Origin of the sequence: Xenophilus sp. (assembly GCF_044462705.1) — a bacterium.
Classification (GTDB): Bacteria; Pseudomonadota; Gammaproteobacteria; order Burkholderiales; family Burkholderiaceae_C; genus Xenophilus; species Xenophilus azovorans.
This window is the reverse complement of the sequence record NZ_JBIQNC010000121.1, coordinates 1-12,358: the sequence shown is the minus strand read 5'-3', so window position 1 is coordinate 12,358 and position 12,358 is coordinate 1. Positions and strand designations below refer to the sequence as shown.

Here is a 12,358-nt window from a genome sequence, read left to right as displayed (position 1 = left end):
GTGAAAGCCCTGGCCACCGCCGCCGCCTGACGTCTTCAGGTCAGCCCGGATCGCCCACCGTGCGATCCGCCGTTTGATCGGGTGCGCTGCAGCAAAGAAAAAGGAAAACCGCCTTCGGGCGGTTTTTTCATGGGCGTTCGATGGGGCTTCAGCGCCGGGCGGGCTTGTCCTCGGGCACCAGGCAGGCCTCGGCCACCTGCAGGTCGTTGTCGCGGGCGAAGTTCATGACGAAATCCCAGGCCATCGGCTCGGCCTCGCGCAGGTCGGTGTGCACGACCACGCACTTGACGCCGCCGATGACCGTGGGCACGCACCAGGGCGAGTAGTTCAGGTGGCTGCCCGGCACGGCCCCGCCGGGGCGGAACTGGCACATCACCCCGGCCAGGCGCTCGGCCCAGTCGCTCGGCCGGAAGGTGCGGTCATCGTGGGTGATGCCCTGGATGAAGAATTCTTTGGCGGGAGGGGTGGCCATGGGGAGCAGGCGGCGCACGGATGCTGCGGCGCACAAGATTCTACCGGCCCCCCGTGCACGTACCGTGCCGCGGGCATGGCTGTGATGAGGAATCGTCAACGAACGGCCGCAGGCCGCTGCCTAGAATCCCGCTTCCCTTTCACCTCCCAACCGCCCCCGGAGAGCCGATGAGCGCCACCGAACCCACCTCGCCCCACGTGATGAACACCTACGGCCGGCTGCCGATCGCGCTGGAGCGCGGCCAGGGCTGCCGCGTGTGGGACACGAACGGCAAGGCCTACCTCGACGGCCTGGGCGGCATCGCCGTGAACACCCTGGGCCACAACCACCCCGAGCTGGTGCCGGCGCTGGCCGAGCAACTGGGCAGGATCATCCACAGCTCCAACTACTACCACGTGCCCGGGCAGGAGACGCTGGCGGCCAGGCTGACCGCGCTGGCCGGCATGACCAACGCCTTCTTCTGCTGCACCGGCCTGGAAGCCAACGAGGCTGCCATCAAGCTGGCGCGCAAGTTCGGCCACGGCAAGGGCATCGAGAAGCCGCAGATCGTGGTCTACGAGCACGCCTTCCACGGCCGCAGCATCGCCACCCTGTCGGCCACCGGCAACCCGAAGATCCAGGCCGGCTTCGGCCCGCTGCTGGAAGGCTTCATCCGCGTGCCGCTCAACGACGTCGACGCGCTGAAGCGGGCCACCGAGGGCAACCCGAACGTGGTGGCCGTGATGCTCGAGACCATCCAGGGCGAAGGCGGCATCCACGAGATGCGCGCGGACTACCTCAAGCAGGTGCGCGCCCTGTGCGACGCCAACGACTGGCTGATGATGATCGACGAGATCCAGACCGGCATCGGCCGCACCGGCAAGTGGTTCGCCCACCAATGGGCGGGCATCGTGCCGGACGTGATGTCGCTGGCCAAGGGCCTGGGCTCGGGCGTGCCGGTGGGCGCCGTGCTGGCCGGCCCGAAGGCCGCCGACCTCTTCCAGCCGGGCAACCACGGCACCACCTTCGGCGGCAACCCGCTGGCCATGCGGGCAGGCATCGAGACCCTGCGCATCATGGAGAAGGACGGCCTGCTGGACAACGCCGCGAAGGTCGGCGCGCACCTCAAGGGCGCGCTGCAGGCGGCCTTCGAGGGCGTCGCCGGCGTGAAGGAGGTGCGCGGCCAGGGGCTGATGCTGGGCATCGAGCTGGACCGCCCCTGCGGCGTGCTGCTGGGCCGCGCCTGCGAGGCGGGGCTGCTCTTCTCGGTGACGGCCGACAGCGTCATCCGCCTGGTGCCGCCGCTGATCCTCACCATCGCCGAGGCGGACGAGATCGTCGCTCTCCTCGCGCCCATCGTGAAGGCCTTCCTGGCCGAGCCGGCACAATAGACGCATGAGTGCCCTCGCGATCCGCCACTACCTCCAGTTCAGCGACTTCACGGCCGATGAATACGCCTACCTGTTCGAGCGCGCCGCGATCATCAAGGGGAAATTCAAGGCCTACGAGAAGCACCAGCCGCTGACCGACCGCACGCTGGCGATGATCTTCGAGAAGGCCAGCACCCGCACCCGTGTGAGCTTCGAGGCCGGCATGTACCAGCTCGGCGGCGGCGTGGTGCACCTGACCACCGGCGACAGCCAGCTCGGCCGCGCCGAGCCGATCGAGGACAGCGCCAAGGTCATCAGCCGCATGGTCGACCTGGTGATGATCCGCACCTTCGAGCAGGAGAAGATCGAGCGCTTCGCCGCGCACTCGCGCGTGCCCGTCATCAACGGCCTGACCAACGAGTTCCACCCCTGCCAGATCCTGGCGGACCTGTTCACCTTCATCGAGCACCGCGGCTCGATCCAGGGCAAGACCGTCGCCTGGGTGGGCGACGGCAACAACATGGCCAACACCTGGCTCCAGGCAGCCGAGATCCTGGGCTTCACGGTCCATGTGAGCACCCCCACCGGCTACGAGGTGGACCAGGACGTGGCCGGCATCCGCGGCACCGACAGCTACAAGGTCTTCAAGGACCCGATGGACGCCTGCCGCGGCGCCGACCTGGTGACCACCGACGTGTGGACCAGCATGGGCTACGAGGCCGAGAACGAGGCCCGCCGCAAGGCCTTCGCCGACTGGTGCGTGGACGAGGCCATGATGGCCGTGGCCAAGCCGGACGCCCTGTTCATGCACTGCCTGCCCGCCCATCGCGGCGAGGAGGTGACCGCCGAGGTCATCGACGGCCCGCAGTCGGTGGTGTGGGACGAGGCCGAGAACCGCATGCACGCGCAGAAGGCGCTGATGGAGTTCCTGCTGCTCGGCCGCCTGGGCTGACCGGCGGCCAGGGCCGGCTGCATGAACCGGCGCACGGCCGGCTGGTGGCCGGCACCCATGTCCTGAACCGAGGCCCGGGGCCTACTCGGGCTGAAGGTTGGCGTCCTTGGCGACCTTCTTCCAGCGGACGATGTCGCCGGCAATGCGCTTCGCCAGCGCGGCGGAGTCCACGTCGCCCGGGTCCATGCCCAGCGCGTGCATCTTCTCGACCATGTCCTTGTCCTGAAGGATCTCGCCGACGGCGGTGCGCAGCCGGGCCAGCACCGGCGCAGGCGTGCCCTTGGGCGCCATGAGCGCCGTCCAGATCGGAGCGTCGTAGCCCGGGTAGCCCAGTTCCGCGATGGTCGGCACGTCCGGCAACGCGGCGGAGCGCTTCGCGGTCGTGACGGCGAGGCCCTTGAGCTTGCCGCCCTTGATCTGCGGGATCACCGCCGGACTGTCCAGCACGCCCGTCTGGATCTCGCCGCCAAGCACGGCAGCGACCACAGGGCCGGAGCCGCGATAGAGGATGTGGTTGAACTTCACGCCCGCAGTGGCCGAGATGGTCTCCGCCACCAGGACGAAGGACGTCGTGGGCGTCCCGTTGTCCAGCTTCCCGTCCTTCGTCTTCTTCGAGTACTGGACCAGTTCGGCGAAGTCCTTCACCGGCAGCGAGGAAGAGACCGTCACGACCAGCGGGAACGACCCGAGCAGCGCGATGGGCTCGTAGTCCTTGACCGGGTCGTACGACAGGCTCTTCATCAGGACCGGATTGGTCGTCAGCCCGCCGCTCGAGGAAACGAGCAGCGTGTAGCCGTCGGGCGCGGCCTTGGCCACGAAGTCGTTTCCGATCGCCGAGTTCGCGCCCGGCTTGTTGTCGACGATGAAGGTCTGCTTGAGCTTGTCCTGCAGCTTCGCCGCCAGCAGGCGGGCCAGGATGTCGTTGGTGCCGCCCGGAGCGAACCCCACGACGACCTTGACGGCCTTGTCCGGATAGTCCTGCGCAGCCGCGAAGGGCGCTGCCAGGAAAAGGGCGGTGGTGGCGATGGCGGCGCTGATGGCACGCAAGGCAGCCCTGCGCGGGCCTGCCGGTGACTTTTGCATGACGGAGTCTCCTAGGGATCAGTGGGGCGACACGATCCGCTCAAGTCCATGAGACGGATTGCTAGTCCATTTTATGGACAAGCGTTGACGGGCGTCAAATTCTGATCATGGAGTTCGTCATGCGGACACGCAGCCTACGGCGTCCGCGTATCCCCGCTGCCGAAGCCCAGCATCGCGGAAAGGCTGCCCCCCTCCTCCTGCAGCAGCCTGGTGATCTGCTTGAGCCGCTGCCCGTTGAGCCGGACCTCGGGGCCGAACACGCCGATGGATCCGGCCACGGCGCCGTGCCGATCGAAGAACGGGACCGCGACGCCGACCGCGCCGGAGATGAGTTCGCTGTGGCTGCTGGCCCACCCCCGCTTGCGGGTCTGGGCCAGGTCCGCCTCGAGTTCCTTGGGGTTGATGCCCGTGCCCTGGGCGTAGGTGCGCAACTCGTCCGCGCTCGCGTTCATGTACGCCAGGATCGCGCGGCCCGTGGCGCCGCGCACGATGCGCTCGGTGTAGCCGACACCCCGCTTGAAGTTCAGCGGCTGCGGGCTCGGAAGCTCCGCCACGCACAGGCGCAGCTCGCGCTGCGGCAGGAACATCGCCACGGTCTCGCCCGTCGCCTGCCAGATGCGCCGCAGCACGGGATCCGCGACGGCGGCCAGGTCCAGGCTCGACGTCCAGACATGGGCCATCCGCGCCACGGACGGACCCAGCCGGAAGCGCTGCGGCTCGCCCACGGAGACCAGGAAGCCGTGCTCTTCCAGGGTGTAGAGCAGACGGTAGAGCGTCGGGCGGGACAGGTCGACGCGCTTGAGCAGCTCCGAAGGAGACAGCTCGAAGTCCTGCGGGGTGAAGGCCAGCAGGATCTCCAGGGCGCGCCCCACGGCGCGCACGTTCTCGTTCTTTTCCGCAGTTGCCACGAACACTCCTCGAAAAGGGAATCAGTTTCCCGGATTGTCCGCCACACGTACACGTTGACTACGATCAACGATCGTCCATACAATGGATTTCAAGTCCAACACATGGACAAACAGAAGGAGCCCCACCATGAGTCCGACCGTCCCGGTCACGCTGCTCTTTTCCGACGGCGTCGCGCACCGGCTGGATGTGCCGTGCGGCAGGAAGATCGTCGAGGCTGCCAGCGAGGCCGGACTGAATCTCCTGACGGACTGCTCGAACGGCCAGTGCGGCACCTGCACCGCCCAGTTGCTGTCCGGCACGGTCGAGATGGAGGACTACGACGCCGCGGTCCTGCCGGACGAGGACCGCGATGCGGATGCCGTGCTGCCCTGCGTGTGCCGGGTCACGAGCGCGTGCGCGGTGGAGTTCCCGTACGAATCCACCGAAGCGCTGTCCGAAGAGGCGCCCCCCATCCCGGGCGAGGTCGTCGGCGTGCACCAGGTCGCCAGCGAAACCGTGCTGCTGGAAATATCCGTTCCCGAGGGCATCCAGTTCGAGCCGGGCCAGTACGTGCGCATCCATCCCGAAGGCACGGACTTCCACCGCTCGTATTCCATGGCCAATATGCCGGGCAGCGATCGCCTGGAGTTCTTCGTCCGGCTGGTGCCGGACGGCGCCTTCTCGGGCTGGCTGGCCGATGCCAAGGCAGGCGACAAGGTGGAGCTGAGCGTCCCCCACGGCACCTTCTTCCTGCGCGACGAGGATCGCCCGCGGCTGTTCGTCGCGGGCGGCACCGGCGTGGCGCCCTTTCTCTCGATGCTGCGCAGCATGGGCGAGAAGGCCAGGGCCCAGCCGACCACCGTGCTGATCGGCGCGCGCACGCCGGGGCACCTCTTCGCGCTCGACGAACTCGAGTCCCTCCGCCAGGCCCTGCCCCACGTGCAGGTGAAGTTGGCCGTCGAACAGGAAGCGAGCGGCGACTGCCATCACGGCTACGCGACCGACCTGATCGCCGGCCTCGGGCTCGCGCCCACCACGCGCGTCTACCTGTGCGGTCCGCCGCCGATGGTCGAAGCCGGGCGCAAGGCGGCCGAGACGGCCGGCCTGCCCCGGCAGGACGTCCTGTGCGAGCGCTTCGCCTGACCCACGCGCACCTCGTTCAACCCCCAACGAAGCAACCCATGATCCCGATCACCACCGAATCCCGCTACAACGCGATGATCAACCTGCGCAAGGGCGAGATCAGCCGCGAGATCTTCTCCGACAGGGAGATCTTCCAGGAGGAACTGGAGAAGGTCTTCACCCGTGCCTGGCTGTTCGTCGGCCACGAGAGCCAGGTCCCCAACCCGGGCGATTTCTTCACCTCCCGCATGGGCGCCGAGTCGGTCATCCTGGCGCGCGACAAGAAGAAGAAGGTCCACGTGTTCCTCAACTCGTGCCGCCACCGCGGCATGAAGGTGTGCCAGTACGACCACGGCAACACCACCCTCTTCACCTGTCCCTACCACAGCTGGAGCTACACGACCGAAGGCAAGCTCTTCGGCGTGCCGCAGTTCAAGAACCTCTACGAGGGCTGCCTGGACAAGGAGGAATGGTCGCTCATCGAAGTGCCGAAGATGGAGATCTACAAGGGCACGGTCTGGGCCACCTGGGACAAGGACGCGCCGGATCTGCTGACCTACCTCGGCGACGCGAAGACGCACCTGGACCTGGCGCTGGACTGCCGCGACGGCCGCGAAGGCGGCTCGGAAGTCCTCTTCGGCGTGCACAAGTGGATCATCCCCTGCAACTGGAAGTTCGCGGCCGAGAACTTCCTGGGCGACACGTACCACAACGTCAGCCACCGCTCCGTGGACCTGATCGGCATCGGCCCCTCGGCCGAAGCCGGTGCCAAGGGCCGTCGCGACAACGAACTGGAGAAGGCCAGGCACCTGTGGGTGAACTTCCCCGCCGGCCACGGCGTGCACAGCGCCATCATGCCCGAGACTTGGGAGTTCCAGGACACCTACCAGAACAACCCGGTCGTGGCCGAATACTTCCGCGAGGCCCATGCCAAGCGCAAGGAGCGCCTGGGTGCCGAGCGGCACCGGCTCGTGCCCTTCGTCGGCACGATCTACCCGAACGTCTCCTTCCACGGCACCCAGCCGCGCAACCTGTGCGTCTGGCATCCGCACGGCCCCGAGTCCACCGAGGCCTGGCGCTTCTTCCTGGTCGATGCGGACGCACCCCAGGAGGTCAAGGACTTCCTGCGCCACTACTACATGCGCTACTCGGGCCCGGCCGGCATGACCGAGCAGGACGACATGGAGAACTGGAACTACGCCACCGCCGGCAGCCGCGGCGTGATCGCCAAGCGCTATCCCTACAACTACGCGCAGTCGCTGGGCAAGGTCGAGGCCAACGGCCCGGTCCCCGGCAACGTGAGCCTGCAGGTCAGCGAAGAGAACCCGCGCCAGTACTACCGCCGCTGGCGCGACTACATGAACGGCGCGGACTGGGACACGCTGCTCGGCCGCAAGGACAAGGAGCCGGCGAGCTTCGCCGAATGAGCATGGGCGTCGTCATCGTCACCGGCGGCACCTTCGGGCTGGGCCAGTCGATCACCGTCGAGCTGGCCCGGCGGGGGCACCAGGTCGTGGCCTTCGGCCTCGCCCAGGCACAGGTGTCCAGCACCGCGCAGGGCTTCGACAGCCTCATGGCGGCGCTGGACGGCGCGGGCTGCAAGGCCGACGTCCTCGAGGCCGACGTCTCCAGCGCCGCCGACGTCCAGCGCGTCGTCGATCACACGGTCGGGAAGTACGGCGCGATCGACGGCCTGGTGAACAACGCCGCGATCGGCCCGCTGGGCACGGTCCTCACGACCGACGAACCGACCTTCGATCGCATCGTCGACGTCAACCTCAAGGGGACCTACCTGATGTCGCGCGCCGCCCTGCCCCACATGATCCGTGGCGGCGGCGGGTCGATCGTCAACATCGGCTCCGGCGCCGGCTGGGGCAAGCCGAACATGGCGGCCTACAGCGCCAGTAAGGGCGCCATCGTCGCCCTGAGCGCCGCCATGGCGTACGACCACTTCCACGACCACGTGCGCGTCAACGTCGCCATCCCGGGCGGCGGCGGCATCGTCTCGGGCATGAGCGTCGGCCGCATGGGCGGCGACCTCACGGCCTTCAAGAGCAGGCAGGCGCCCGGCACGGCGGCCGGGCGGCCGGCAACGGGCCGCGACCTGGCCAACGCCGTCGCCTTCCTGCTTTCGGACGACGCCGCCGCCATCTCCGGGACCGTCATCGACGTCGGCTGCTTCGCCCACCAGGGCGGTCCCGTTCCCCCCACGCATTGAGCCCACCTACCTGGAGAAATCATGTCCGAACTCGCAGAACCGGCAGCCGCGCAAGTCACCCGTCTCCCGCGCGATGCCACGTACTACGAAGTCAAGCGCGAGATCGAGGAATTCCTCTACGACGAGGCCAACCTGCTGGACGACCGGCAGTTCAAGGCATGGCTGGACACGCTGGCCGACGACCTCGAGTACTTCATGCCCATGGAATACAACGTGAAGTTCGGCGAACACGACCGCCGCGAGCTCACGACCCGCGACAAGCAGATGAGCTGGTTCAACGAAGGCAAGTGGACCCTCACCAAGCGCGCCGAGCAGGTGCTCACGGGCGTGCACTGGGCGGAAGAACCGCTGTCGCGCGTGAGCCGGCTCGTGACCAACGTGCAGCTCACCGCCATGCGGACCAACGACGGCGGCGATCTCGAGGTCGACGTGTCCAGCCGGTTCCTGACCTATCAGAACCGCTGCGAGTACGAGCAGTACTTCTTCGTCGGCGACCGCAAGGACCGCATGCGCCGGACCGCCGACGGCTGGAAGCTCTGCCGGCGCGAGATCCGCATCCACCAGAACGTGCTTCTGGCGAAGAACCTCAGCATCTTCTTCTGAGAGGAACGCACCATGCTCAATCTGATGAACATCCAGGTCGGCCAGAGCGTCCGCCTGAAGAACGGCACGGTGGCCGAGGTCACCGAGAACATCGGCGACGGCATCTGGCTGCAGCTGCGCGACCCCGAAAGCGGCGACGAGGAACTCGTCCACTGCGAGGAGATGCTGGAGCTGGTCGACGGCGCCGCGACCTAGCGCGGCCGCATCTGCCTGTCCGGTCCTGGCGCCACACGCGCCGGGCGGGCAAGCCAGCGCCATCGAATCAGATGTTCTTATGGATCGATCTTGAAAGATTGATTTTTCTTTCGTCGACGGTTTGACTTTAATGAAGGCCATCCCGTCCACACCCCATCTGAAAACAGAGCATGAGCAAGAACATCGAGACGCAAGTGCTGATCGTCGGCGCCGGGCCCGTCGGCCTGACGCTGGCCATCGATCTCGCCCAGCGCGGCATTTCCGTGCTCGTGGCGGAAACCCGCCACCGCGGCGAACCGCCCAGCGTCAAGTGCAACCATGTGTCGGCGCGCACCATGGAGATCTTTCGCCGGCTGGGCATCTCGAAGGCCATGCGCGAGGCCGGCCTGCCCGGCGACCACGCCAACGACGTGTCGTACCGGACGACCTTCACCGGCGAGGAGCTTTCCCGGATCCACATCCCGTCGCGCGAGACCCGCTACAGCGACAAGAGCGGCCCCGACGGCTGGTGGCCGACGGCGGAGCCTCCGCACCGCATCAACCAGATCTACCTCGAGCCTGTCCTGTTCCAGCATGCGGAGGCGACGAAGGGTGTGACCATCCTCAGCCGCACCCGGATCGACGAGTTCTCCCAGGACGAGCGCGGCGTGAGCGCCAGGGGTGTCCATCTGGACACCGGCGAGGAGGTCCAGGTGTTCAGCCAGTACATGGTCGGCTGCGACGGAGGCCGCTCCGGCGTGCGCAAGGCCATCGGCGCCAAGCTGTCCGGCACCGACGTCGTGGGCCGCGTGCAGTCGACCTACTTTCGTGCGCCCGACCTTCTGTCCCGGGCCAAGCACGCACCCGCATGGGCGACCTTCTCGCTGAATCCGCGCCGCAGCGGGAATGTCTACGCCATCGACGGCCGCGAGACCTTCCTGCTGCACAACTACCTGCGTTCGGACGAGCTGGAATTCGACTCGGTCGACCGCGACTGGGCGATCCGCACCATCCTCGGCGTCGGCGACGACTTCAAGTACGAGATCATCTCCAAGGAAGACTGGATCGGCCGCCGCCTCGTGGCCGACAGGTTCCGCGATCGCCGCGTCTTCATCTGCGGCGATGCGTCCCACCTGTGGGTGCCGATGGCGGGCTACGGCATGAATGCAGGCATCGCCGACGCCATGAACCTGTCCTGGCAGTTGGCCGCCCGCCTGAGCGGCTGGGGTGCCGAGGGCATCCTGGCCGCCTATGAGGCAGAGCGGCTGCCCATCACCGAACAGGTGTCCAGGTTCGCCATGAACCATGCGCTCGCGCTCCAGAAGGAACGCGAGGGCGTTCCGCCCGGCATCGAGGACCCGGGGCCGGCCGGCGAAAAGACCCGCAAGGCGGCCGGGCAGACGCTGTACGACCTGAACGTCAAGCAGTATTGCTGCGCCGGCCTGAACTTCGGCTACTTCTACGACGGCTCGCATCTCATCGCCTACGACGGCGAGGCGGCGCCGACGTACAGCATGGATCAGTTCACGCCATCGACCGTGCCCGGCTGCCGGACACCCCACTTCTGGCTGGACGACGGCCGTTCCGTCTACGACGCGATGGGCCCCGGATACACCCTGCTGCGCTTCGACCGAGGCGCCGATGTGCGCCCGCTGGTGGACGCGGCGGCCGCCAAGGGGATGCCGCTGGCCGTGCTCGATGTCCAGGCCGCGGATGTGCCCGATGCCTATCGGCACGCCCTGCTCCTGTCGCGGCCCGACCAGCATGTGGCATGGCGCGGCGACCGCCTTCCCGCGGAGCCGGCGGCGCTCGTCGACCGGCTGCGAGGCTGCTTCGACGACACGCAGCCCGGCCCCTCGAACACATGACGATGAAGACCCTGGCATTCGACTTCTCCCCCTACCGGCTCAGCGGGACGGTCTACGGAACGCTGCTGAACAGCAGCGAAAGCCTCGCCGCACTCGGCGACGCAGTCCATCAGCCTCCGTACAAGGCCGCCCCCAAGGCGCCGGTGCTCTACGTCAAGCCCCGCAACACGCTGGCCGGCGATGGCGACGCCGTCGAGGTTCCCGATGCGGCCGCCGCGCTGCAGGCCGGGGCCTCGCTCGGCCTGGTCATCGGACGCACGGCCTGCCGGGTCGCGGAATCGGAAGCGCTTTCCTGCCTGGCCGGCTATGTCGTCGTGGCCGACTTCAGCATCCCGCACGAAAGCTTCTATCGGCCGGCCGTGCGTTTCAAGGCGCTCGACGGCTCCTGCTCGATCGGGCCGGCCGTGGTGCCTGCCGCGAGCATTGCCGATCCGGACGCGTTGCCGCTTCGGGTCCTGATCGACGGCGTGCTCGCCCAGTCCGCCTCGACGGGTGGGATGCGCCGCGCCGCGGCCCGGCTGCTGGCCGATGTGACCGAGTTCATGACGCTCCATCCGGGGGATCTGCTCATGCTCGGGGTGCCCCATGGCGCGCCGCTGGCGAAGGCGGGCCAGACCGTCACGGTGGAGATCGACGGCGTGGGACGCCTCGAGAACGTTCTGACCAAGGAGAAGGCATGAGACGGGCAAAGGTGGCCTACGCGGGCGGCATCCACGAGGCCACGCCGCACGGCGACTCGCTGCGGCTTTCCGACGGCCGGGTGATCGCCGAGGACGCCGTGGTCTGGCTGCCGCCCTTCGAGGTCGGAACCATCATCGCCCTGGGGCTGAACTACGCCGACCACGCCAAGGAGCTTTCCTTCGGTGCGCAGGAGGAGCCCCTCGTGTTCCTCAAGGGCCCCGGCTCGGTCATCGGCCACCGCGGCCAGACACGCCGGCCGGCGGACGCCACGTTCATGCACTACGAGTGCGAGCTGGCCGTGGTCATCGGCAAGCCGGCGCGCAAGGTGGCCCGGCGCGATGCCATGGCCCATGTGGCGGGCTACACGGTCGCCAACGACTACGCGATCCGCGACTACCTGGAGAACTGGTACCGCCCCAACCTGCGGGTGAAGAACCGCGATGGCGGAACCGTGCTCGGCCCCTGGTTCGTCGATGCCGCGGATGTCGGCGACACCGTGCATCTGCCGCTGCGGACGCTGGTCAACGGCAAGCTGGCCCAGGAGGGCAACACGCGCGACTTCGTCTTCGACATCCCGTATCTCATCGAGTACCTGAGCAGCTTCATGACGCTCAGCCCCGGTGACGTCATCCTCACCGGCACGCCGGAAGGCGTGGTGGACGTGCAGCCGGGCGACGAAGTCATCTGCGAGATCGACGGTATCGGCCGCCTCGTCAACACCATCGTCAGCGATGCCGTCTTCGGCCGCTGAATCCATCAAGGAAAGCTGAATGCGCATCGACCACCTGATCGACGGCAAGCCCGTCGCCGGCCACGACTACTTCGAGACCGTCAACCCCGCCACGCAGGAGGTGCTGGCGGAAGTGGCCTCGGGCGGCCAGGCGGAGGTGAATGCCGCCGTCGCCGCCGCCAAGGCCGCCTTCCCCAAGTGGGCAGGCACCCCCGCCG

General features: G+C 67.7%; 14 protein-coding genes. 11 read left to right on the top strand and 3 right to left on the bottom strand.

Translation table 11 applies throughout. From position 1 onward, the window contains the following. Window positions 1-148: 148 nt before the first annotated feature. Window positions 149-472 carry a DUF3579 domain-containing protein gene (locus tag ACIY1X_RS17250; protein ID WP_399682773.1) on the bottom strand — a complete coding sequence of 108 codons (324 nt, stop codon included), beginning with the start codon at window positions 470-472 and terminating at the stop codon, window positions 149-151. 167 nt (window positions 473-639) lie between these two features. On the opposite strand from ACIY1X_RS17250, the gene ACIY1X_RS17245 reads away from it, so the two are divergent. Both ACIY1X_RS17245 and argF read left to right on the top strand, forming a co-directional pair. Beyond that, on the top strand, window positions 640-1,842 hold the full coding sequence (locus ACIY1X_RS17245) for an aspartate aminotransferase family protein (RefSeq protein ID WP_399682770.1): 1,203 nt from the start codon (window positions 640-642) through the stop codon (window positions 1,840-1,842). A gap of 4 nt (window positions 1,843-1,846) precedes the next feature. After that, on the top strand, window positions 1,847-2,773 hold the full coding sequence (argF, locus tag ACIY1X_RS17240; RefSeq protein WP_038218348.1) for an ornithine carbamoyltransferase: 927 nt from the start codon (window positions 1,847-1,849) through the stop codon (window positions 2,771-2,773). Window positions 2,774-2,854: 81 nt separating this feature from the next. Here the strand turns inward: argF and ACIY1X_RS17235 are convergent, their stop codons facing one another. Together ACIY1X_RS17235 and ACIY1X_RS17230 are read right to left on the bottom strand one after the other, a co-directional pair. Beyond that, window positions 2,855-3,856 carry a tripartite tricarboxylate transporter substrate binding protein gene (locus tag ACIY1X_RS17235; protein ID WP_038218349.1) on the bottom strand — a complete coding sequence of 334 codons (1,002 nt, stop codon included), beginning with the start codon at window positions 3,854-3,856 and terminating at the stop codon, window positions 2,855-2,857. Window positions 3,857-3,990: 134 nt separating this feature from the next. Beyond that, a complete protein-coding gene (locus ACIY1X_RS17230) occupies window positions 3,991-4,764 on the bottom strand; it encodes an IclR family transcriptional regulator (RefSeq protein ID WP_399682767.1) in 774 nt (257 codons plus the stop codon). 82 nt (window positions 4,765-4,846) lie between these two features. Here ACIY1X_RS17230 and ACIY1X_RS17225 point away from each other — a divergent pair, with 82 nt between their 5' ends. The 9 genes from ACIY1X_RS17225 to ACIY1X_RS17185 form a co-directional block, all read left to right on the top strand. Beyond that, entirely contained in the window at window positions 4,847-5,887 is a 1,041-nt protein-coding gene (locus tag ACIY1X_RS17225) for a 2Fe-2S iron-sulfur cluster-binding protein (protein WP_399682765.1), read from the top strand. A 38-nt stretch (window positions 5,888-5,925) separates the two neighbouring features. Beyond that, complete coding sequence (locus tag ACIY1X_RS17220; RefSeq protein WP_399682762.1) at window positions 5,926-7,293, top strand: aromatic ring-hydroxylating dioxygenase subunit alpha; 1,368 nt, start codon at window positions 5,926-5,928, stop codon at window positions 7,291-7,293. After that, window positions 7,290-8,084: an SDR family NAD(P)-dependent oxidoreductase gene (locus ACIY1X_RS17215; protein WP_399682759.1), complete on the top strand. Its 795-nt coding sequence runs from the start codon at window positions 7,290-7,292 to the stop codon at window positions 8,082-8,084. Before ACIY1X_RS17220 ends, ACIY1X_RS17215 begins: the two co-directional genes overlap by 4 nt. Before the next feature lie 21 nt (window positions 8,085-8,105). After that, window positions 8,106-8,687: a 3-phenylpropionate/cinnamic acid dioxygenase subunit beta gene (locus ACIY1X_RS17210; RefSeq protein ID WP_399682756.1), complete on the top strand. Its 582-nt coding sequence runs from the start codon at window positions 8,106-8,108 to the stop codon at window positions 8,685-8,687. A 12-nt stretch (window positions 8,688-8,699) separates the two neighbouring features. After that, complete coding sequence (locus tag ACIY1X_RS17205; protein ID WP_038218359.1) at window positions 8,700-8,882, top strand: hypothetical protein; 183 nt, start codon at window positions 8,700-8,702, stop codon at window positions 8,880-8,882. A 170-nt stretch (window positions 8,883-9,052) separates the two neighbouring features. Continuing rightward, the gene (locus ACIY1X_RS17200; RefSeq protein ID WP_399682754.1) at window positions 9,053-10,729 is read left to right on the top strand and encodes an FAD-dependent oxidoreductase; all 1,677 of its coding nucleotides are present in this window, start codon (window positions 9,053-9,055) and stop codon (window positions 10,727-10,729) included. A gap of 2 nt (window positions 10,730-10,731) precedes the next feature. Then, window positions 10,732-11,409 (top strand): fumarylacetoacetate hydrolase family protein, encoded by a 678-nt coding sequence (locus tag ACIY1X_RS17195; protein WP_399682751.1) that lies wholly within the window; start codon window positions 10,732-10,734, stop codon window positions 11,407-11,409. Beyond that, window positions 11,406-12,161, top strand: coding sequence for a fumarylacetoacetate hydrolase family protein (locus ACIY1X_RS17190; protein ID WP_038218363.1), 756 nt, complete (start codon window positions 11,406-11,408; stop codon window positions 12,159-12,161). The genes ACIY1X_RS17195 and ACIY1X_RS17190 overlap by 4 nt, the downstream gene beginning before the upstream one ends. Window positions 12,162-12,180: 19 nt before the next feature. After that, on the top strand, window positions 12,181-12,358 hold a 178-nt coding region (locus tag ACIY1X_RS17185), incomplete at its 3' end, for an aldehyde dehydrogenase family protein (RefSeq protein ID WP_399682781.1).